Source organism: Streptomyces sp. NPDC088766, from assembly GCF_044750845.1.
In the GTDB taxonomy this organism is placed as follows: Bacteria; Actinomycetota; Actinomycetes; order Streptomycetales; family Streptomycetaceae; genus Streptomyces.
The window spans coordinates 541,269-561,599 of the sequence record NZ_JBIVKQ010000001.1; the positions used below are offsets into that span (position 1 = coordinate 541,269).

At 71.0% G+C, this 20,331-nt stretch carries 19 protein-coding genes; 13 read left to right on the forward strand and 6 right to left on the reverse strand.

The window, feature by feature from the left end; translation table 11 throughout:
- Window positions 1–69: 69 nt before the first annotated feature.
- Complete coding sequence (locus ACIP5W_RS02390) at window positions 70–312, reverse strand: mycoredoxin (protein ID WP_382784432.1); 243 nt, start codon at window positions 310–312, stop codon at window positions 70–72.
- A 186-nt stretch (window positions 313–498) separates the two neighbouring features.
- Here ACIP5W_RS02390 and ACIP5W_RS02395 point away from each other — a divergent pair, with 186 nt between their 5' ends.
- The 4 genes from ACIP5W_RS02395 to ACIP5W_RS02410 all read left to right on the forward strand — a co-directional run bounded on the left by ACIP5W_RS02395 (window position 499) and on the right by ACIP5W_RS02410 (window position 4,064).
- Window positions 499–2,703 carry an ATP-dependent DNA helicase UvrD2 gene (locus ACIP5W_RS02395; protein WP_401465444.1) on the forward strand — a complete coding sequence of 735 codons (2,205 nt, stop codon included), beginning with the start codon at window positions 499–501 and terminating at the stop codon, window positions 2,701–2,703.
- Between the two features lie 165 nt (window positions 2,704–2,868).
- On the forward strand, window positions 2,869–3,195 hold the full coding sequence (locus ACIP5W_RS02400; RefSeq protein WP_401465447.1) for a hypothetical protein: 327 nt from the start codon (window positions 2,869–2,871) through the stop codon (window positions 3,193–3,195).
- A gap of 177 nt (window positions 3,196–3,372) precedes the next feature.
- Window positions 3,373–3,741, forward strand: coding sequence for a WhiB family transcriptional regulator (locus ACIP5W_RS02405; protein WP_030038270.1), 369 nt, complete (start codon window positions 3,373–3,375; stop codon window positions 3,739–3,741).
- Window positions 3,738–4,064 carry a hypothetical protein gene (locus ACIP5W_RS02410; RefSeq protein ID WP_401465450.1) on the forward strand — a complete coding sequence of 109 codons (327 nt, stop codon included), beginning with the start codon at window positions 3,738–3,740 and terminating at the stop codon, window positions 4,062–4,064. Before ACIP5W_RS02405 ends, ACIP5W_RS02410 begins: the two co-directional genes overlap by 4 nt.
- Before the next feature lie 188 nt (window positions 4,065–4,252).
- On the opposite strand, the gene ACIP5W_RS02415 is transcribed toward ACIP5W_RS02410, so the two are convergent.
- Window positions 4,253–5,623 (reverse strand): ABC1 kinase family protein, encoded by a 1,371-nt coding sequence (locus tag ACIP5W_RS02415; protein WP_401465453.1) that lies wholly within the window; start codon window positions 5,621–5,623, stop codon window positions 4,253–4,255.
- Window positions 5,616–6,833, reverse strand: a complete 1,218-nt coding sequence (locus ACIP5W_RS02420) for a ThiF family adenylyltransferase (RefSeq protein ID WP_401465456.1) — start codon at window positions 6,831–6,833, stop codon at window positions 5,616–5,618. Before ACIP5W_RS02420 ends, ACIP5W_RS02415 begins: the two co-directional genes overlap by 8 nt.
- Window positions 6,834–7,072: 239 nt before the next feature.
- Here ACIP5W_RS02420 and ACIP5W_RS02425 point away from each other — a divergent pair, with 239 nt between their 5' ends.
- The 4 genes from ACIP5W_RS02425 (at window position 7,073) to ACIP5W_RS02440 (ending at window position 10,990) form a co-directional block, all read left to right on the forward strand.
- Window positions 7,073–7,672, forward strand: coding sequence for a M48 family metallopeptidase (locus tag ACIP5W_RS02425; RefSeq protein ID WP_401465459.1), 600 nt, complete (start codon window positions 7,073–7,075; stop codon window positions 7,670–7,672).
- Window positions 7,673–7,808: 136 nt separating this feature from the next.
- Window positions 7,809–9,524: a TerD family protein gene (locus ACIP5W_RS02430; RefSeq protein ID WP_401465462.1), complete on the forward strand. Its 1,716-nt coding sequence runs from the start codon at window positions 7,809–7,811 to the stop codon at window positions 9,522–9,524.
- 11 nt (window positions 9,525–9,535) lie between these two features.
- A complete protein-coding gene (locus tag ACIP5W_RS02435) occupies window positions 9,536–10,216 on the forward strand; it encodes an AIM24 family protein (protein WP_401465465.1) in 681 nt (226 codons plus the stop codon).
- Between the two features lie 18 nt (window positions 10,217–10,234).
- Window positions 10,235–10,990: an AIM24 family protein gene (locus ACIP5W_RS02440; RefSeq protein WP_401465468.1), complete on the forward strand. Its 756-nt coding sequence runs from the start codon at window positions 10,235–10,237 to the stop codon at window positions 10,988–10,990.
- 61 nt (window positions 10,991–11,051) lie between these two features.
- Here ACIP5W_RS02440 and ACIP5W_RS02445 read toward each other — a convergent pair whose 3' ends face one another.
- On the reverse strand, window positions 11,052–11,573 hold the full coding sequence (locus tag ACIP5W_RS02445) for an NUDIX hydrolase (protein ID WP_401465471.1): 522 nt from the start codon (window positions 11,571–11,573) through the stop codon (window positions 11,052–11,054).
- Window positions 11,570–13,057, reverse strand: a complete 1,488-nt coding sequence (locus ACIP5W_RS02450) for a zinc-dependent metalloprotease (protein ID WP_401465474.1) — start codon at window positions 13,055–13,057, stop codon at window positions 11,570–11,572. Before ACIP5W_RS02450 ends, ACIP5W_RS02445 begins: the two co-directional genes overlap by 4 nt.
- A 193-nt stretch (window positions 13,058–13,250) precedes the next feature.
- Here ACIP5W_RS02450 and ACIP5W_RS02455 point away from each other — a divergent pair, with 193 nt between their 5' ends.
- The 4 genes from ACIP5W_RS02455 to ACIP5W_RS02470 all read left to right on the forward strand — a co-directional run bounded on the left by ACIP5W_RS02455 (window position 13,251) and on the right by ACIP5W_RS02470 (window position 16,595).
- Window positions 13,251–14,360, forward strand: a complete 1,110-nt coding sequence (locus ACIP5W_RS02455) for an SDR family oxidoreductase (RefSeq protein ID WP_401465477.1) — start codon at window positions 13,251–13,253, stop codon at window positions 14,358–14,360.
- Between the two features lie 237 nt (window positions 14,361–14,597).
- Window positions 14,598–15,056, forward strand: a complete 459-nt coding sequence (locus ACIP5W_RS02460; RefSeq protein WP_401465480.1) for a molybdenum cofactor biosynthesis protein MoaE — start codon at window positions 14,598–14,600, stop codon at window positions 15,054–15,056.
- Between the two features lie 210 nt (window positions 15,057–15,266).
- Window positions 15,267–15,431 (forward strand): hypothetical protein, encoded by a 165-nt coding sequence (locus ACIP5W_RS02465; RefSeq protein WP_363092863.1) that lies wholly within the window; start codon window positions 15,267–15,269, stop codon window positions 15,429–15,431.
- A 63-nt stretch (window positions 15,432–15,494) separates the two neighbouring features.
- Window positions 15,495–16,595 carry a PDZ domain-containing protein gene (locus ACIP5W_RS02470; RefSeq protein ID WP_401465483.1) on the forward strand — a complete coding sequence of 367 codons (1,101 nt, stop codon included), beginning with the start codon at window positions 15,495–15,497 and terminating at the stop codon, window positions 16,593–16,595.
- Window positions 16,596–16,640: 45 nt separating this feature from the next.
- Here the strand turns inward: ACIP5W_RS02470 and ACIP5W_RS02475 are convergent, their stop codons facing one another.
- Window positions 16,641–17,183, reverse strand: a complete 543-nt coding sequence (locus tag ACIP5W_RS02475) for a PPA1309 family protein (RefSeq protein ID WP_401465486.1) — start codon at window positions 17,181–17,183, stop codon at window positions 16,641–16,643.
- 164 nt (window positions 17,184–17,347) lie between these two features.
- Here ACIP5W_RS02475 and ACIP5W_RS02480 point away from each other — a divergent pair, with 164 nt between their 5' ends.
- A complete protein-coding gene (locus ACIP5W_RS02480) occupies window positions 17,348–20,317 on the forward strand; it encodes a UPF0182 family protein (RefSeq protein ID WP_401465676.1) in 2,970 nt (989 codons plus the stop codon).
- Window positions 20,318–20,331: the final 14 nt, after the last annotated feature.

The following is a 20,331-nucleotide window of genomic DNA, read 5'->3' on the forward strand; positions in this document are numbered from 1 at the left end:
GAAGGGCGGCCCCTGACATCCAGGGACCGCCCTCCTCGCCTTCGCCGTACCGCCGAGGCGGCCGGCGAGCTACGCGCCGATCTTCTGCTTGACCTGTGCCAGCGAGGGGTTCGTCAGCGTCGAACCGTCTGCGAACAGAACCGTCGGCACCGTCTGGTTTCCGCCATTCGCCTTCTCCACGAACGCCGCGGACTCCGGGTCCTGCTCGATGTTGATCTCGGTGTACGCGATGCCCTCGCGGTCCAGCTGCTTCTTCAGCCGCTGGCAGTAACCGCACCACGTGGTGCTGTACATCGTCACAGTGCCCAGCATGTCTCTCGTGCTCCTTCGGCGGGTCCGGGGTAACAGGTGGTCGCAGGGGGAGAACGTACGCGCAAGGCACACCATTCCCGTGCCGTGCGGACGGCGGGGGTGACCCGCGCCGCATCAGTACGACTGCCGGTGCCCACCTGTGGACAACCTGCTCACGCGTCCCCGGCGACCTGGCAGCATGGCTGTGTGACAGCAGCGACGCACTCCACCCTCTTCCCGCAGGTACCGGACTCGGCCGACGCGGTGCTCGAAGGGCTCGACCCCGAGCAGCGCGAGGTGGCCACCGCCCTGCACGGGCCGGTCTGCGTGCTGGCCGGAGCCGGTACCGGCAAGACGCGGGCGATCACCCACCGCATCGCCTACGGCGTGCGCGCCGGCATCCTGCATCCCTCCAGCGTCCTCGCCGTCACGTTCACCAACCGCGCCGCCGGAGAGATGCGCGGGCGGCTGCGCCAGCTCGGCGCCCAGGGCGTCCAGGCCCGCACCTTCCACTCCGCGGCCCTGCGTCAGTTGCAGTATTTCTGGCCGAAAGCGATCGGTGGCTCCCTGCCCCGCCTCGTCGACCGCAAGGTCCAGCTCGTCGCCGACGCCGCAGTCGCCTGCCGTATCCGCCTCGACCGGGGCGAGCTGCGGGACACCACCGCTGAGATCGAGTGGTGCAAGGTCACCCAGACCGTCCCCGCCGACTATCCGGCGGCCGCCGCCAAGGCCGGCCGTGAGACGCCCCGCGCGCCCGCCGAGATCGCCCAGCTGTACGCGGCCTACGAGGATCTCAAGCGCGAGCGCGGCGTCATCGACTTCGAGGACGTGCTCCTGCTGACCGTCGCCGTCCTCCAGGACCGGCAGGACATCGCCGAGCAGGTCCGCGCCCAGTACCAGCACTTCGTGGTCGACGAGTACCAGGACGTCAGCCCCCTCCAGCAGCGTCTGCTGGAGCTGTGGCTCGGCGACCGGGACTCCCTGTGCGTGGTCGGTGACGCCAGTCAGACGATCTACTCGTTCACCGGTGCCACCCCGGACCACCTCCTCGACTTCCGTACCCGCCACCCAGGGGCCACCGTCGTCAAACTGGTCCGCGACTACCGCTCCACCCCCCAGGTCGTCCACCTCGCCAACGGTCTGCTGGCCCAGGCCCGCGGCCGGGCCGCCGACCACCGCCTGGAACTGATCTCCCAGCGCGCACCGGGACCCGAACCCGTCTACACCGAGTACGCCGACGAGCCCGCCGAGGCCGAGGGCGCGGCCCGCCGCATCCGTGAGCTGCTGGCCGCCGGCGTCCAGCCGGCCGAGATCGCCGTCCTGTTCCGCACCAACGCCCAGTCCGAGACCTACGAGCAGGCCCTCGCCGACGTCGGCATCCCCTACCAGCTGCGCGGCGCCGAGCGGTTCTTCGACCGCCCCGAGGTGCGCAAGGCGATCAACGCCCTGCGCGCCGCCGCCCGCTTCGGCGGCAACGACGCCCTCCTCGAGGACGTCGTCGACCTGCCCTCCCAGGTGCGCGCGGTCCTGTCCGGCGAGAACTGGACGCCCCAGCCGCCGGCCGGTTCCGGTGCGGTCCGGGAGCGCTGGGAGTCGCTGGCCGCCCTGGTGCACCTGGCGCAGGACTTCACCGCCGCCCGAGCGGACGCGACCCTCGCCGACCTGATCGCCGAACTCGACGAGCGCGCGGGCGCCCAGCACGCCCCGACGGTCCAGGGCGTCACCCTCGCCTCCCTGCACTCGGCGAAGGGGCTGGAGTGGGACGTCGTCTTCCTGGTCGGCGTCGCCGAGGGCATGATGCCGATCACCTACGCGCGCACCGACGAACAGATCGAGGAGGAGCGCCGTCTGCTCTACGTCGGCGTCACCCGGGCCCGTGAGCGCCTCCACGTCTCCTGGGCGCTCTGCCGTTCGCCGGGTGGCCGCCCGAACCGCCGGCCCAGCCGGTTCCTCGACGGGCTGCGCCCCGGTTCGGGCAGCGCGTCCGGGCGCGGCGCCGGTGCCGGAGCCGGTGGCGTCGAGCGCGGCTTCGGGAGCGCGACCACGGGCGTGGCGGTCGGGCCGCGCCGGACCCAGCGCACCCCTGCCCGTTGCCGGGTGTGCGGGCGCACCCTGACCGACGGCGGCGAGATGAAGCTGATGCGCTGCGAGGACTGCCCCTCCGACATGGACGAGGGGCTCTACGAGCGGCTGCGGTCCTGGCGCGCGGTCCAGGCCCGGCGGTCCGGGCAGCCCGCGTTCTGCGTCTTCACGGACAAGACGCTGGTCGCGATCGCCGAGACCGCCCCCGAGGAACCGGGCGAACTCGCACGGATCCCGGGCGTCGGCACCCGCAAGCTCAACCGCTACGGAACCGATGTCCTGGCCATCTGCGCAGGCCAGGACCTGGCGGCGGAGGACGGCGACGACTGATCCGAACTCGTCGGAAAAATAGTTTGCGCATGCCCCGGGAATCCCCATAGGTTCTTAGGCACGAGAACAGAGGCCTTCTCCAAGGCCCCGGTTCCGTGCTGTACTTGCATATCCGTCGGACCGGTTCGTCCTGGTCCCCCGAGACGCCGAGAGGAGGCGATTCCAGTGATCATCATCAACACCAACTCCGTCAGCACCGCCAAACTGACCGATCGCTCGAACGTCTCCACGTGCATTCTCGCCGCCTCGAACCTGGGCACCGGTCTGTCCGGCATTCGTGCCGACCGGCCGGCGTCCTCCTCCGTTGCCCCCGTGGGCCTTGTTGCCCGTGACCGCAGCGAGCGACCGACCGAGGCACTGGAAGCGGCAGTAAAGGCACAGGCGAAGGCCTATGCCTTTACGGCGACCGGTGCCGGAGCCCGGAAGCAGACGACGCAGCACCACCTGATGTGGGCCTTCCGTGGGCCAGAACCCTGGAGTGATCCAGCCTGATCGTCGATCAGGCCGGCGCCTTCAGGGCCGCGGAACCCCACCCGGGATCCGCGGCCCTTCTGTTTGTCCCCGACCGGGGACGGCAGAGCGAAGGGGCCTCGGGACAAGAAAAGAACCCGGTACCAAGCCGCCCCCCGGCCCAACAGGGCCGGAACGACCAGACGAGGAAGACGATCCGTGCAACTCGAAGCGCACGCCCCGTCCGTACCGCCTTCCGAAACGATCCCCCCGCCCGGCCTCACGGAGGACTCCACCTTGACCCCGCTTACGGCGCTCACCGCGCTCGACGACGCCATCGAGAACCTCGGCGTACCCGTCCCGTGCCGCTCCTACGACCCGGAGGTCTTCTTCGCCGAGTCGCCCGCGGACGTGGAGTACGCCAAGTCCCTCTGCCGCACCTGCCCGCTGGTCGAGGCCTGCCTCGCCGGCGCCAAGGAGCGGCGTGAGCCCTGGGGCGTCTGGGGTGGCGAGCTGTTCGTCCAGGGTGTCGTCGTCGCCCGGAAGCGGCCGCGTGGCCGCCCGCGCAAGAACCCGGTCACGGCATGAACACCATCGCAGGAACGATCGACCGTCCCGTCACGCACGACCCCAAGAAGCAGGCCCCGATGAAGCCGTCCACCAGCGAGCCCGCAGGCTCCGCGACCCAAGACGTCACCACCACCGGCGCGAACGACTCGCGTCAGAACAGGACCCGCGAGATGCAACTCATCCCAGAAGCCCTGGCTCGTGCTCATATGCGCGACCGGCTGCACGCGGCCGAGCAGGAACGCCGGGCCATGCGCCTGGTGACCGCTCGCCGGATGCAGCGTCGGGCCGAGCGCGCCTCGCTGCGTGCTCGCCGGGCGCTCGCCATGGCCGTGATGCAGTGACCCTTCTCACCTGAAGCGGTGGCCTCCCGGCAGGGGAGGCGAAGCTCTCCACGCGGGGGCCGGTCCGTCCGAACGGACCGGCCCCCCGCGGCGCGTTGTGCCACGGATGCCGGCGACACGACCGAGGGGCGGCCGGCCCGGCCGCACGATCCGCCAGCCCCGGCGGCCGCTCACGCCCCGGCGGCCGCTCACGCCTCGGCGACCGACTCCTCCGCCTCCAGGCCCTCGTCGGCGACGAATCCCGGAAGCCATTCCTCCAGTTCCTCCCGCAGCCGCACCGTCGCACCGAGCTGGCACAGCACGCCGATCGTGCTGAGCGTCACCCGGTGGATCAGTAGGTAGGCCGGAGGGAGGTTGAGCTGCCTGCCCAGCTGGTAGGCGGGGGAGCGCGGGTCGGCGATCCGGGCCGCCTGGCTGCGCATCCAGTCACGCGTGAACGTGAACTCGTCGACCACCGCCGGTTCGATGATCGGCAGGAGGTAGTCGAGGACGGCGTCGGGCTCCAGCGCGATGGACTCCTTGACGAAGCCCTCCTCGCGCAGCAGCTCGTAGACCGCTCCCGCCTCGCCGTCGAGGGTCATGCGCAAGGAGGTGCCGATCGGCTCGGGCAGACCGCCCGGGAGCCGGTCGACGGTGCCGAAATCCAGGACGCCCAGGCGCCAGTCGTCCTCGCCCTCAGGGCCACCGGGCACGAGACGGAAGTTGCCGGGGTGCGGGTCGGCGTGCAACAGGCCGGTGCGGGCCGGCCCGGAGAAGAGGAAACGCGACAGCAGCTGGCCGGCGCGGTTGCGCTGCTCGGGGGTGCCGGCGGAGATCACCTCGGACAGGGGGACGCCGTCGATCCACTCCGTTACCAGGACCTGGTCGCACTGGTGGACCACCGCCGGGACCACGACATCGGGATCGTCGGTGAACTCCTCCGCGTGGGCCTGCTGGGCCTGCGCCTCCAACCCGTAGTCCAGTTCCTCCGAGACGCGGTCCCGCAGTTCGGTGATCAGCGGCTTGATGTCCATGCCGGGGATGAGAGGCCCCAGCAGCTTGGCGAAACGACTCAGTTGATTCAGGTCCGAGAGCAGGGCCTCGCCCGCGCCGGGGTACTGGACCTTGACCGCCACCTCCCGCCCGTCGTGCCACACCGCACGGTGCACCTGGCCGATCGAGGCGGCCGCGGCAGGCTTGTCGTCGAACGTGAGGAACAGTTCGGACCAGTCCTCGCCGAGCCGCTCCGCGAGCACGGAGTGCACCGTGCGGGTCGGCATGGGCGGCGCCGCCTCCTGGAGCTTGGTGAGGGCTGCGCGGTAGGGGCCGGCGACCTCCTCGGGCAGTGCGGACTCGAAGACGGACAGGGCCTGCCCGAACTTCATCGCACCGCCCTTCAACTCGCCCAGGACCTTGAACAGCTGCTCCGCGGTGCGCTGTTGCAGCTCGCGCCCGACGATCTCCGCGGACTCTCCCACGATCCTTTTGCCCAGGCCCCAGGTGGCCCGGCCCGCGATGCCGAGCGGGAGCGCGGCGAGCTTGGCGGTCCGGGTGACCGCCTTCCGGGGAAGATCAGACATGCGCCCTCCAGGTCCCAGAAAGCCGCGCCGCGTCTGCCGTACGGCGTAACTCCTTCGAATGCCGTTGCTCCGCCATTGTCGCGCGCGACTCCGTGTCCTCGGAGAAGGTGTGTTCCTCATTACCTTTCTCCGCTGCCTCGCACGGGCATGCGGGGTGTGCCCACACCGGTCGCGCATGCCACTGGAGGGCCGGCACGGACACCTCCCAGCGGGCGCCCGCGCTGGACGGGAGCGTGCCGTCGAGAAAGGCCAGCGCATGCGCCGCCGCCAGCCCCGCGACCGTGGTGGCCAGCGTCAGGTCGCAGGCGCGGACGGCGCGCCGCGTCCCGGAGTGCCACTGCGCGACCAGCCGGGGCCAGGCCGGGTCCCGGTCGGTACGCGTTTGGTGAAGGCACCCCGCGCAGGCCGTCTCGCCGGGCAGGACGAGCGGGCCCACCACTCCGGTCGCCTCCACCACCCCGGCGTGGAGATGCGGTGTGCCCGAGGCGATCAAGGACTCCGTCTCGGACGGAGCCGGAGCGTGCACGGACACGTCGTCCCTCGGGGCCAGGACCACCAGGGAGAAACCGGGCACATCCGCCCCGGCCGGTGAGCGGGTGCTCCTGCGGGGTGGTCTGTCCGGCGCGGCCCGGCGCACCGCACGACGGGCGGACTCGTCCCGGCGCTCACCGACCGTCTCGGCGGGCAGCCCGCCCGGGGCGACGTCCCCCGGCTCCACCACGCCGCCGTCGCGCACGTCCACCTCACCGACCCCGGCGCCCGAGAGCAGCGAGGCCACCACGGCGCCCACCCGGCCCGCGCCCCGTACCTGCACGCGCAGCCGACGCCTGGTGGCCAGGTGCTCGATGGCCCCGCCCGGTTCCGACGTGGTCAGCGACAGCGACGCGAGGTCCGGGCGCAGCCGGTCCATGACGTCCTTCTTCTCCCGCAGGGCGGCTCCCTCCGCCCCGCCCCCGCGTGCGTCGTCGAGCAGACCGGCCCGCGCCAGCCGCCGCACCAACTGATCCACGTGCCCGTCCGGCAGGTCCATCCGGCGCCCCTCCTCACGCAGGAGAGGGAGACCGCGGGTGCCGTCCAGCAGGTCCAGGAAACTGCCCGTCGCCGTGTCCACCGGGCCGAGCGTCAGCGCGTGCGCCGGGGCCAGCCCGAACTGCACGGTGTTCAGGTCACGCCAGCCGCGCCGCAGCGCGGGCTTCACCATCGGATGCATCGAAGGCCCCCGTCAGCCTGGAATCTCCCCGTACGCCGACGGAGCGGGGCCATGGGGCGACCTGGCTCCGCCGACGACTGCCAGCATGCCCGGCGACGCCGGAGGGCGCCGAAAGTTGTCCACAGGGAACGGAATTTATCGTACAAATCCGTCGTACGAGGCAAAAGTGAGGTGCGGGATCGAAACCGAACCGTCCCGGAGCCGGGACTTCCCCCGTGCGCAACGGGTAACGTCGGGGCGTGCCCGCCGACCCACCGCACCGCGCCGGAACGCCACAGCGCAGCACGACGAGCCAGCCGCCGAGCGGCTCATGGGCGAGCGCGATCGAAGTCCGCAGGAGCGCCCGTCGGCGCCGGACGGTCTCCGCCTACCGTGAGGGCGATCGCACCGTCGTGCTCATCCCCGCCCGGATGTCCGAGGCCGAGGAGCAACGCTGGGTGAGCGTCATGCTCGACAAGCTCGCCGCCCAGGAGAGCCGCCGGCGAGCCCCCGGCGACGCCGAACTGGCCGAACGCGCCGAGCGGCTGTCGGCCCAGTACTTCGCGGGCCGGGCCCGGCCCGCCACGGTGCGCTGGGTCACCAACCAGAACACCCGCTGGGGCTCGTGCACCCCCGCCGAGGGCAGCATCCGCCTGTCGCACCGTCTCAAGGGCATGCCGGAGTACGTCGTCGACTACGTGCTCCTCCACGAGCTGGCGCATCTGCTGGTGCCCGGCCACGGCCCCGACTTCTGGCGGCTGCTGGAGGCCTACCCGCGCACCGAGCGGGCCCGCGGCTACCTGGAAGGGGTGGTCGCGGCCGAGCGGCTGCCCCACCCGCCCGGAACCCGCGGGGAGTGAGCCCCCGCGCGCGGGACGTCCGGCGGTGTACCGCGCGGGTTGTGTACCGGGTCTGTACCGACATCGTCCGATCTCCGGGTTTGCCGTTAGCCTGACGCGACGCACTCGCAATCGGGATGGGGGACGGTCGTTACGCATGTCCAGGCAATTCCAACGCGGCCACAAGGCCAGGATCAGTGACCTCACCGCGGGCACGGATCTGTACGTAGGCGTGCAGATCTCCGGTCCCGGCCTGACCTTCGACATCAGCTGCTTCGGCCTCGACGCCGACGAGCGGCTCTCGGACGACCGGTACTTCGTCTTCTTCAACCAGCCGAAGACCCCCGAGGAGTCGGTCCAGCTCCTGGGCCCTCAGGCGGGCGACACGGAGTCCTTCCGCGTCACTCTGGACCGGATCCCCCCGCAGATCCGGAAGCTGTCCTTCACCGCGACCCTCGACGGCGCCGGCCAGATGTCGCAGATCGCCCCCGGCTACCTGCGGATCGTCGCGGGCGGCCAGGAGGTGGCCCGCTACTCCTTCGACGGCTCGGAGTTCTCCACCGAGCGCGCCGTGATGCTGGGCGACTTCTACCTCAAGGACGTGTGGCGCTTCGCGGCCGTCGGGCAGGGTTTCGACGGCGGTCTGGACGCGCTGCTGAAGAACTTCGGCGGCGAGGTCGCCGAGGAAGAGGCGCCCGCCGCCGCGCCCCAGCCGCAGTCCGGTGCCGCTCCCGGTTTCGCCCCGCCCGCCCAGGCGTCCGCGCCACCCGCGTTCGGCGCCCCGTCCGCCCCCGCTCCGGCCCCCGCCCCGCAGCAGCCGCAGCCCGCGGCACAGGGCTTCGCCCCGCCGGCCGGCCCGTCTCCGGCCGCGACCCAGCCGCCGGTGCACGCCGCACCGACGATCGTCGCGCCCATGACCCCGCCCGGCGGAGTACAGGTCCCGCCGCCGTCCCCGGCCCCCGCGCCGTACGGCCCGCCCGGCCAGCAGCCGCCGTACGGCCAGCAGCCGCAGCAGCAGCCGTACGGCCAGCCCGGCGCGCCGACCGCTCCGCCGCCGCCCGGTTACGGCCAGCCCCCGGCGCCGCAGGCCCCCACGCCGCCGCCGGGCTACGGGCAGCCGACCCCGCCGCCCGGCTACGGACAGCAGCCGGCGTTCGGTCAGGTGCCGGGCCAGCAGACCTACGGCGTGCCGCAGGGCGCGCCCCAGGGCGGCGCCGGTGTGGCCGCGGCCCTCCAGCAGTTCAAGGAGACGCCGACCGGGCAGCGCTGGACACAGCAGAACCGGAAGCTGATCCGCGTCGACCTCGGCGTCGGCGGCCAGCCCGTGCTGGCCCGGCAGGGCAGCATGGTGCTCTACCAGGGCAAGGTCGACTTCAGCTACAAGGGCGCCGGTTTCGCCGGCCGGATCGTCGGCAACGCGACCGGTCAGGAGATGCAGCTGATGCGCTGCACCGGCCAGGGACAGGTGTTCCTCGCCGAGGACTCCACGATGCTGCACCCCATCGAGCTCCAGGGCGACGGCATCTGTGTCTCCGCGGAGAACGTCCTCGCCTTCGACGAGAGCCTCCAGTACGAGGTGCGCCGCATCGAGGGGCACGGGATCCCCGGCGGCGCCCTCTTCACCATGCAGTTCACGGGCACCGGCACCATCGTCGTGAAGACGCACGGCACGCCCGTCGTCCTGCCGGTCACGCCCACGACCTTCGCCGACTGCAACGCCGTCGTCGCCTGGTCGGCCGCGGCCCAGGTCGTCGTCTCCAGCCAGGTGCGCATGCGCCGCAACGCCTATCCGGGCGACACGGGAGAGAGCGTGAACCTCCAGTTCCGGGCCGCTCCCGGCAACTTCATCGTCGTCCAGCCGTACGAGGTCTGAGGGAGCCCGTCATGAACCAGCCGCTCGCGGGCTACGCCCCCGCACCCGTCACCGCCCGCATGGAGAACCACGGCAACCACATGCTGAAGGTGGCCCTCCAGACCGGGAGCGACCTCCTCGCGCGCGTGGGCTCGATGGTCGCCTACGAGGGCTTCATCCAGTACGAGCCCAACCCGCCGGCCGTGCGCCAGATCGCGCGCGACTGGATGACCGGCGAGGGCGCGCCCCTGATGAAGTGCTCCGGCGACGGCCTGCTCTACCTCGCCGACTACGGCGCGAACGTCGTCGTGATCAACCTCAACGGCGACGGCATCTCCGTCAACGCCACCAACCTGCTCGCCTTCGACGCCCACCTCACCTGGGGAGTCGAGCGGGTCAAGGGGATGGCGAAGTTCGCCGGACAGGGCTTGTGGAACACCAAGATCTCCGGTCAGGGATGGGTCGCGCTGACCTCCCGGGGCAAGCCGATCGTCGTCGACTGCGGCGGCGGCGAGAACGAGACCTACGTCGACCCGGACGCGCTCGTCGCCTGGTCCCCGAACCTGAAGGTCAAGGGCAAGCGCAGCTTCAAGGCACAGTCGCTGATCGGCCGGGGCAGCGGCGAGGCCTACCAGATGGCCTTCTCCGGAGAGGGCATCGTCGTCGTCCAGCCCAGCGAGGACAGCACCGACCGCCTTCGGGTCCGGGGCTGAGGGGGAGCCAGAGTCACCATGCAGAGCCCGCTTTTCGCCTACAACGACCAGCAGACCCAGGAACGCTGGAGCCTGCAGAACAAGCAGATGCTCCGCGTCGCCCTGGAGGGCCACGACGACGTCCTCGCCCGCAAGGGCACGATGGTCGCCTACCAGGGCCTCGTGGAGTTCGACGCCGAGTTCCAGAGCAACAGCCAGTCACGCGCGCGTGCGCGGACCGGCGAGGGCCTGGACCTGATGCGCTGCCACGGGCAGGGCATCGTCTACCTCGCCAACCTCGCCCAGCACATCCACGTCGTGGAGGTCGACCACGAGGGACTGACCGTCGACAGCAGTTACGTCCTCGCCATGGACTCCGCGCTGCACCACGAGGTCATCGCCGTCGACAGCCTCTACGGCATCTCCGGCTCCGGGAAGTACCAGCTCAACATCACCGGCCGTGGCCGGGTCGCCCTGATGACCTCGGGCGCGCCCCTGATGCTGCAGGTCACGCCCGACAAGTACGTCAACTGCGACGCCGACGCGATCGTCGCATGGTCCACCGGGCTGCGGGTGCAGATGCAGGCGCAGACGCACTCCTCCGGGGTGTGGCGGCGTCGCGGCAACACCGGTGAGGGCTGGGAGCTGAGCTTCATGGGAACCGGCTTCGCGCTCGTCCAGCCGAGTGAACTGCTGCCGCCCCAGAACGCCCAGATCGGCTCCGGCCTCGCCGCGCAGTACGGCATGGGCCAGCAAGGGGCGCGGACGCAGAACCAGGGCAACGCCTGGAGCTGACCGTCCGGAAAGCAGACGTAAGGGGCGACCGCCTGGCCGGCCGCCCCTTACGCGTACCGCCTCACAGACGCGTCCGTGCCGCCTCCAGCAGGCGGACGACCGACTCGTCCGCCACCTCCGCGACCGCCTCGTAGGGGAACCAGCGCAGGTCGAGGGACTCGTCGCTGATGGCCTGGGTGGCGCCGGGCGGGGCCAGGGCCGCGTACTGGACGTCGAAGTGCCAGTGGCACGGGGCCGGGATCGGATGACGGTCCAGCCGGACCGGGCCGCCCGGCAGCAGTGTCAGGCCCGGGATGCCGGACTCCTCGGTGGCCTCGCGCAGGGCGGCCGCCGCCAGGGAGGCGTCCTGCGGCTCGCAGTGGCCGCCCATCTGGAGCCACATCCGCAACTTCCTGTGCAGGGTCAGCAGCACCTGCCCCCGATCGGGGTCGATCACCAGGGCGCTGGCCGTCAGGTGCCCTGCCTCGCAGGCCTTCCACATGGCGTCCGGGTGCGCTGCCAGGTGGTCGAGGTACTCCTGGCGCAACTCGTCCTGGTCCCCGTACGCCTTCAGTGCGAGAACCGCGTCGTCGTGCAGGCTCACTCGGTGCTGTCGCCCTTGCCCTCGTCGGTGTCGTCGTCCTTCTTCAGGTGCGGCTTCTCTCCGGAACCGGAACCGGGACCCGAGCCCGAGCCGGAACCCGCGCCGCCGCTCGCCGCCTCGCCGAGCATCTTGTCCCACTCGGAGAAGTCCATCTGCTCGCGGTGCACGAAGCCGTCCGGGTCGTCCAGGTCGGCGGCCGTCGGCAGCATGTCCGGGTGCGCCCACAGCGCGTCACGGCCGTCCACACCGCGCGCGTCCGTCAGCGAGGCCCACAGCCGGGACGCGTCCCGCAGGCGCCGCGGGCGCAGCTCCAGTCCGATCAGCGTCGCGAAGGTCTGCTCCGCCGGACCGCCCGTGGCACGACGGCGGCGCAGGGTCTCGCGCAGTGCGTCCGCGGACGACAGGCGGGGCTTGGCGGCCGCGTGGACCACCGCGTCGACCCAGCCCTCCACCAGTGCCAGAGCCGTTTCCAGACGTGCCAGGGCGGCCTTCTGCTCCGGGGTGTCCTCCGGCTGGAACATGCCCTGCTGAAGGGCGTCCTGCAGCTGCTCGGGATTCTGCGGATCGAACTGCCCGACCACGTCCTCCAGCTTCGCCGTGTCCACCTTGATCCCGCGCGCGTAGCCGTCGACCGCGCCGAACAGGTGCGAGCGCAGCCACGGCACGTGCGCGAACAGGCGCTGGTGGGCGGCCTCGCGCAGGGCCAGGTAGAGCCGCACCTCCTCCTTCGGGACGCCCAGGTCCTTGCCGAACGACTCGATGTTCAGCGGCAGCAGCGCGGCCTTGCCGGCCGGACCGAGCGGCAGGCCGATGTCGGTCGAACCGACGACCTCGCCCGCCAGTACGCCCACGGCCTGCCCGATCTGCGAGCCGAACATGGCGCCGCCCATCGAGCGCATCATGCCGATCAGCGGGCCGGCCATGGCCTGCATCTCCTCGGGCAGGACATCGCCCATGGCCGCGCCGACCCGCTCGGCGACCGGGTCGACCAGCTCCTTCCACGCGGGCAGGGTGGCCTCGACCCACTCGGCGCGCGACCACGCCACGGCGGTGCCGGCGCCGGACGGCAGTGAGGTCGCGTCGTCCAGCCACAGGTCGGCCAGGCGGACGGCCTCCTGCACGGCGGTCCGCTCGGCGGGGCCGACGCTCGCGTCCTTGACGCCGTCGGAGGTGCCCTGGGAGACCGTCTGGCGGGCGATCTGCTTGGCCATGTCCCAGTTCACCGGGCCGCCCTCGTAGGAGAGCATCTGGCCCAGCTGCTGGAACGCCGCGCCCAGGTCGTTGGGGTTCAGCGAGCCGAACATGGCGGCGAGGGGATTGTCCGCGCCCGGGCCGCCGAAGCCTCCGGCGCCGGGCAGCCCGCCGAAGCCGAACGGGTTGGCCGGTCCCTGACCACCGCCGCCCTGCGGGTCCTTCTTCTTGCCCTCGTCGCCGTCGTCCGGCTCCTCCGGCGGAAGGCCGAATCCGAATGGGGTGTCACTCACGGGATTCCTCGGCTGGTAAGGCCACCGGCTCTGGTCCGGCGGCGCGGCTGCCCTGCAACACCCCCCAGCGTAGACACCCGGGCTCGATCGGGCCTCGGTGCTTCGCCGACTCGCGGCCTGCGGCAGGATGGATGCCACCTGGTACGAACGCGTCACTCGCGCCCGTATGGAAAACAACCGCTGGAGACACCTGGTGAGTTCCCCAGATCCGCAGGTTCGCGCAGCGCGAAACCCGTCGACCCCGGGCGGGCCGCGCGGCCCCGTCGTCGCCGTGACCGGCGCCGCGACCGGGGTGGGCGCGCTGCTGACCGAGCGGCTCGCCGCGTCCGACGAGATCAAGCAGGTCATCGCCATCGACGAGCGGCGGGGCGAGTGCGACGCGGCGCAGTGGCACATCCTCGATGTCCGCGACCCGGCGATCGCCGAGAAGTTGCGCGGCGCGGACGTTGTCGTCCATCTGGCGCTCGATCTCGACCTGGGGAGCGAAGCCGCCGCCCGAACGGCCTACAACGTGCGCGGGACCCAGACGGTGCTGACCGCCGCCGCGGCCGCCGGGGTGCACCGCGTGGTCCTGTGCACCTCCGCGATGGTCTACGGCGCGCTGCCGGACAACGAGCTGCCGCTGTCGGAGGACGCGGAACTGAAGGCCACGGCGGAGGCGACCGGCGTCGGGGACCTCCTGGAGATCGAGCGGCTCGCCCGCCGCGCCCCGCGCGCCCATCCCGGTCTCAACGTCACCGTGGTCCGGCCGGCGGTGCTGGTGGGCGGCACGGACACCGCGCTGACCCGGTACTTCGAGTCGCCCCGGCTGCTGGTCGTCGCCGGATCCCGGCCGGTCTGGCAGTTCTGCCACGTCGAGGACCTGTGCGGGGCCCTGGAGTACGCCGTCCTGGAGAAGGTCGACGGGGAACTCGCCGTCGGGTGCGACGGATGGCTGGAGCAGGAGGAGGTCGAGGAGCTGAGCGGGATCCGGCGGATGGAGCTGCCGTCGACGGTGGCGCTCGGCGCGGCGGCCCGGCTGCACCGGATCGGACTCACACCGTCCCCGGCGGGGGACCTGGCGTACACGATGTACCCGTGGGTGGTGAGCGGCAGCCGGCTGCACGACGCCGGGTGGCGGCCCCGTTGGACCAACGAGGAGGTACTGGCGGAGCTGCTGGAGGAGGTCTCCGGGCGGCACACCGTGGCCGGGCGGCGACTGGGCCGGAAGGACGCGACGGCCGCGGGGGCCGCGGGGGCGACCGTGGCTCTGCTCGGCGCCGCCGCCGTGGTGCGCCGGGCACGCAAGGCGCGGCGGCGGTAGCGGTAGCGGTGGTCGGAGGGCCGGCCCTCCAGGGGGGCGCCCCGTCTCCTTCTCCCTCCCGGGCCCGGGGCTGTGTCTCCCTCCCGGACCCGACCGACCCTCCCGGCGAGGGACCCCACCGGACGGGCGGAGACACCTCTGTAAAAAGCTCCTCTGCAGGAGGCTCCAGGCCCTACGCGCGCGTGCCGGGTGATTCCGCTGTTCCCCCCTGTCTGCGGGGTGCGGCACGATGGAGCCATGGCACCCAGCAACGATCACCCCGGTGAGCAGGTCGCGCAGGACCCCGTCAAGCTGATCGAGATCCGGGACGGCGCGCTGTCCCTGGACGAGGTCTTCCGGGCCGTCGGGGACGACGCGGCCGGTGGGACGGCACTGTTCGTGGGAACCGTGCGCAACCACGACGGCGGTGCCGACGTGGACAGCCTCGGCTACTCGAGTCATCCCAGCGCCGAGGCGGAGATGCGGCGGATCGCGGAGAAGGTCGTCGCCGAGTACCCGGTGCGGGCGCTCGCCGCCGTGCACCGGGTGGGGGACCTCAGGGTCGGCGATCTCGCGGTCGTCGTCGCCGTGTCCTGTCCGCACCGCGGCGAGGCCTTCGAGGCCTGCCGCAGGCTGATCGACGACCTCAAGCACGAGGTGCCCATCTGGAAGCACCAGAGGTTCTCCGACGGCACCGAAGAATGGGTCGGTGCGTAGCGCCGTCGTTGAGGGGTGGTGGTCGGGTGGCGGGAGGGCGGGTCGGTGCGTAGCGCCGTCGTTGAGGGGCGGTGGCCGGGCGGGTCGGGGAGCGCTGAACCGGCCGCCCGTCCGGTTGCGTAACCCCACCCCTGCCGTGAGCGTTGTCAGTGCGGAAGGTTAATCTGCTGATCAGTCAGCTGCGGTCGCACGTGGGGTTGGGAGGTCGGCATGGGGGCGCTCGCCTGGTTGCTGATTCCGCTGGTCGCCGCGATCGGTGCGGGTCTGTGGGGCAGTTGGGCCAACCGCACGCGCAGAGCCCGCGGCGACGGTCCCGAGCTGGACGGATACGCCCGCTTCCGCGCGGCCATGGAGAGGTCCCACTCGGGCACCTGAGGTCCGTGACCCGGGCGGTGGCCCTGACAGTGCGCCGACAGAGGCGTCCCGTACTGTCGAGTCATGCCACGCCGCACCGCGACGATGCTCGCCTCCACCCTGATGCTGATCGCGCTCCTCTGCGCGGGAGTACTCATCCGCGTGCCGTACGCGGAGATGTCCCCGGGGCCGACGGTGAACACGCTCGGAGAGCACGGCGGCGAGCCGGTGCTCCAGATCGCCGGGCGCAAGACCTACCCGGCCGACGGTCACCTCAACATGACGACCGTGCGGGTGACCAGCGCCGACTACCGGATGAACCTCGTCGAGGCGGTCTACGGCTGGCTCGCGCACGACAACAAGGTCGTCCCGCACGACACGCTCTACCCGGACGGCAAGACCGAGGAGCAGTCCACCCAGGAGAACGCCGAGGAGTTCAGCCAGTCCCAGGAGAGCGCCAAGGTCGCCGCCCTGAAGGAGCTCGACGTCCCGGTGCAGTCCTGGGTGATCGTCTCCACCGTCGTGAAGGGCTCGCCCGCCGAGGGCCGGCTGCACGCCGGAGACGTGATCAAGGACGTGGACGGTACGGCGGTGAAGGCGCCCTCCGACGTCGCGAAGCTGGTGACCAAGCACAAGCCCGGCGAGGACGTCGTCTTCACCATCGTGCCGGCGAAGGACCAGGCCGCCGCCGAGAAGGCGCGGAAGACGGCGACCAGGACCCAGAAGGTCACGATCAGGACGGCGGCCTCCGACGACGGCGCGCAGAAGCGGGCCGTCGTCGGGATCTCCGCCGGCACCGACCACACGTTCCCGTTCACCATCGACATCAAGCTCGCCGACGTCGGCGGCCCGAGCGCCGGCCTGATGTTCGCGCTCGGCATCTACGACAAGCTCACCCCGGGCAGCCTGACCGGCGGGAAGTTCGTCGCCGGCACCGGCACCATCGACGACGACGGCAAGGTCGGCCCGATCGGCGGCATCCAGCTGAAGACCGTCGGCGCCCGCGACAAGGGCGCCCAGTACTTCCTGACGCCGGCCGACAACTGCGCGTCCGCAGCCAAGGACACCCCGAGCGGGCTGACGCTCGTCAAGGTGAACACCATCGAGGACGCCCTGGGTGCCCTGAAGGACATTCGCAGCGGCGACACCGCCGACCTGCCGAAGTGCACGGCCGGCAAGTCCTGAGGCGACGCCGGGAGGCCGCCGGGCCGTGCGGCGACGCCGTGGGGGTTATTCCTCGAACGTCGCCGACAGGGCCTCCGCAAGGCCCGGGACCAGCTCCGAACCGGTGAGGACCTCCGTCGGCGAGTCCTTCTCGCGCAGCCGCAGGGCCGAGTCCCGGGTGCCGTCGCGCAGGACCGCCACCGTCATCCGCACCTCCTGGCGGTCGGGGTGATCGGCCACCCACCGCGTCAGCTTCGCCCCGCTCAGCCCCTGCGGGACCTGGGCCTCGGCGGACGGGGGCAGCATCAGACGCTCCACGGTCAGCGCGCAGCCGGCTACGGCGTCGGGCCAGGCGATCGTCGCGAGGAACTCGTCGAGCGGCTTGTCCGTTGGCACTTCGTCCTGCTCGATCGGGGTGAGACCGGTGGTCTCGGGCGCGTCCTCCAGACCGAGCTGGGCGGCGAGCGCGGGTTCCTGGGTCCGCAGCCGTGCGGTGTCTACGAGGGCGAAAAGGCGGGCGGGCTGGTCCCAGCCGAGGCCGGAGGCGTACTCGTCGATCTCGAGTACGGCCCGGGTGAGCGGGCTCGCCGCCATGGGAGTGTTGGACATGGTCACAATCCTGCCTCGTTCCCGGCCGGAATCGGGAACCGAGTAAACGGTGAGTAAGTTGCATAGGTGTGGGCCCACGATCACAGGGGGCCACGGAGGGTCCACGAAGACGCGGACCTGACGGATCAACAGCGAACTTCGGGGTGCGAACCTTGGCTTTCCAGATGCCGGACCGCGGCGGAGGCCCGACCGGGCCACGGATCAGAGTGGGCCGCCCGTCCCGGCGGGTCCGGACTCTGCTCATGACACTGGGCGTGCTTGCCGTCCTGGCCATGGCGTTCACCATGTTCGCCGGGTTCTGGACGGACTGGCTCTGGTACCGGTCGGTGGACTACTCCTCCGTGTTCACGACCACCCTGTCGACCAAGATCGGACTCTTCTTCGTCTTCGGTCTGCTGATGGCCCTCGCGGTCGGGTTCAACATCTGGCTGGCCCACCGCCTGCGGCCGCCGCTGAGCGCCATGTCGATGGAGCAGCAGAGCCTCGACCGGTACCGCATGGGCATCGCGCCTTACAAGAAGTGGCTGCTGCTCGGGATCACCGCCCTCGTCGGACTGATCGCCGGCGCCTCGGCGTCGGGGCAGTGGCGGACCTGGCTGATGTGGATCAACGGCGTGTCCTTCGGGCAGAAGGACCCGCAGTTCCACCTCGACGTGTCCTTCTACGCCTTCGACCTGCCCTGGTACCGGTTCCTGCTCGGCTTCGGCTTCGCCGCCACGATCCTCTCCCTGATCGCCGCCGCGCTCACCCACTACCTGTACGGCGGGCTGCGCGTCACCAGTCCCGGCGCGCGCGCCACGGCCGCGGCCACCGGACACCTGTCGGTGCTGCTGGGCATCTTCGTCGCCCTCAAGGCGGTCGCGTACTGGCTCGACCGGTACGGCCTGGCGGTGAAGTCCAGCGACTTCAAGGCGACCGACAACTGGACCGGCCTGCGCTACGTCGACGCCAACGCCTACCTGCCGGCCAAGACGATCCTGTTCTGCATCGCGGTCATCTGCGCCCTGCTGTTCTTCGCCACGCTGTGGCGGCGCACCTGGCAGCTGCCCGTCATCGGCTTCGGCCTGATGGTGCTCTCCGCGATCCTGATCGGCGGCCTCTACCCGGCCATCGTCCAGAAGTTCCAGGTCCAGCCCAACGAGCAGGCCAAGGAAGCGCCGTACGTCGAGAAGAACCTCAAGGCGACGCGCGAGGCCTACGGCATCGAGGGCACCCAGGTCACCGACTACTCGGGGACGAGCAAGACCGAGGACAAGACGACGCTGCGCGACGACGTGGCCGGCGCGGCGAGCATCCGCGTCCTGGACCCGAACATCGTGTCGCCGACCTTCCAGCAGCTCCAGCAGATCCGGAAGTACTACGCCTTCCCGACCAACCTGGACGTGGACCGCTACAGCGTGAACGGCCAGGACCAGGACACGGTCATCGGTCTGCGCGAGCTGAACCTCGCGGGCGTGGACAAGCAGAACTGGATCAACAACCACTTCCGCTACACCCACGGCTACGGCGTGGTCGCCGCCAAGGGCACCACCGCCGACGCCGACGGCCGTCCGGCCTTCACCGAGTCCAACCTGCCGTCGGAGGGCGTGCTCGGCAAGTACGAGCAGCGGATCTACTACGGCGAGAAGACGACCACGTACTCGATCGTCGGCGGTCCCCAGAAGGAGATCGACTACTCCGACGACCAGGGTGAGAAGACCACCAGCTACACCGGCAAGAGCGGCGTCAACCTCTCCAGCCCGGTCAACCGGGCGGCGTACGCGGTGGCGTTCGGCGAGCCGCAGATCCTGTACTCCGGTGCGATCGGCGAGGGCTCGAGGATCCTCTACAACCGCACGCCCAAGGAGCGCGTCGAAGCGGTCGCCCCGTGGCTGACCATCGACGGCGACGCCTACCCGGCGGTCGTGGGCGACCGGGTGCAGTGGATCGTCGACGCGTACACCACGACCAACGGCTACCCGTACGCCTCGCGGACCACCCTCGGCGACACGACGGCCGACTCGCTGACCGCCACCAACAACAACCGCGCGGTGGTGGCCCAGCAGAACCAGGTCAACTACATCCGCAACTCGGTGAAGGCGACCGTCGACGCGTACACCGGCGAGGTCAAGCTCTACCAGTGGGACACCAAGGACCCGGTCCTGAAGACCTGGATGAATGCCTTCCCCGGCACGGTGGAGAAGAAGTCGGAGATCTCCACCGCGCTGATGGCCCATCTCCGTTACCCGCAGGACCTGTTCAAGGTCCAGCGTGAGCTGCTCACCCGCTACCACGTGAAGGACGCGACGACGTTCCTCAGCGGCAGCGAGGTCTGGCAGGTGCCCAACGACCCGACCAACCAGTCGAACGACGCGGTGCCGCCGTACTACCTGAGCATGAAGATGCCCGACCAGAAGGCACAGGCCTTCTCGCTGACGACGACGTTCACGCCCAACGGCCGGGACAACCTCAGCGCGTTCATGGCGGTCGACTCCGAGGCCGGCACCTCCGGCTACGGCAAGATCAGAGTCCTGAAACTGCCGACCAGCACGACCGTCGACGGACCCAAACAGGTACAGAGCCAGTTCAACTCCGAACAGGACATCGCCGAGTCCATCAGGCTCCTGAAGGGCGGTGACTCGGAGGTCGAGTACGGCAACCTGCTGACGGTGCCGCTCGACGGAGGACTGCTGTACGTGGAGCCGGTCTACGTACGCGGCGGTGGACTCAAGTACCCGCTGCTGCGCAAGGTGTTGGTGTCCTACGGAGGTGTCACCGCCTTCGAGGACTCCCTCGACGAGGCCCTCAACAAGGTCTTCGGCACGGAGGGGGCGACACCGAAGCCGCCGGCGGACGACGGTGGCACCACCACCCCGCCACCGGCGACCGGCAACGCGACGGTCCAGGAGGCGCTGCAGGACGCCCAGAAGGCCTTCACCGCGGGCCAGGAGGCCCTCAAGAAGCCCGACTGGGAGGCGTACGCCAAGGCGCAGGCGGATCTCGAGGCCGCACTGAAGCGGGCCGAGGACGCGCAGGCCGCGGCGGACAACAACGCCAACGGCAGCCCGAGTCCGAGCAGCTCGCCGAGCGCGAGCGCCAAGCCGGGCACCAGCGCCAGTCCCGAGCCGAGCCCGAGCGGCAGTTCCAGCGGCTGATCAAGAACCATCCC